At 64.8% G+C, this 648-nt stretch carries 1 protein-coding gene; it reads right to left on the bottom strand.

What is annotated here, in order from left to right:
* The coding region (locus tag MKL20_RS20245) for a Crp/Fnr family transcriptional regulator (protein ID WP_244038184.1) at positions 1–443 on the bottom strand (443 nt) is incomplete at its 3' end.
* Positions 444–648 lie beyond the last annotated feature (205 nt).

Here is a 648-nt window from a genome sequence, read left to right as displayed (position 1 = left end):
GCGATCAACCACTCCCGGAAGATCGCCGCGTCGATCAGCGTGTCACGCCAGAGCGCGGCGGCGATGGTCGGGAAGCGGGCCGTGAGGTCGTGCATGCTCTCGTGCGGGACGAACGCCACGGTAGCCTGGGTCATCGTCCCGAGGGTGTGGTCCATCAGCGGGATGTGCAGGCTCTGCAAATCCGGGATGTCGCCCGCGATGTGGAACGAGAAGATCTGGCGGCGCCCCTCGCTCAGGAACTTGTACCGACAGGCCCAGCCTTCCAGGATGACACAGCACTGGGTCGCCCGGTCTCCGTCCCGCACGATGTCCTGTCGCGCCGTGAGGGTCCGGACACGGACCGGCAGGCTCTCAATCGCCCGTCGTTCCTCGTCAGAGAGGCGGGTGACGCTCTCCAGCTTGCGGATGAGCGGGTAGAGGGGGTGGGGGAGCCTTTCATCCATCGTGGCGTCGCCTTGCGTAGCAGGCGGAAGCACCCGGCTCTGCCAGGCGGCTGCACCTGTATCCGAGAGGGCGACGAGACTACGCGCGGAGGCGGTGTATTAACTCCGCGATCCAAACTGCGTTAAAGGTTCTAGGGCTCCATGTGCGCCGCGAGGTACCCCATCTCCTAGTGACATGTTCGACCCTTCGGTATAGTGATCGTGG

This window comes from Methylobacterium sp. E-066 (assembly GCF_022829635.1).
In the GTDB taxonomy this organism is placed as follows: Bacteria; Pseudomonadota; Alphaproteobacteria; order Rhizobiales; family Beijerinckiaceae; genus Methylobacterium.
This window is presented reverse-complemented; position numbering and strand designations above follow the sequence as displayed.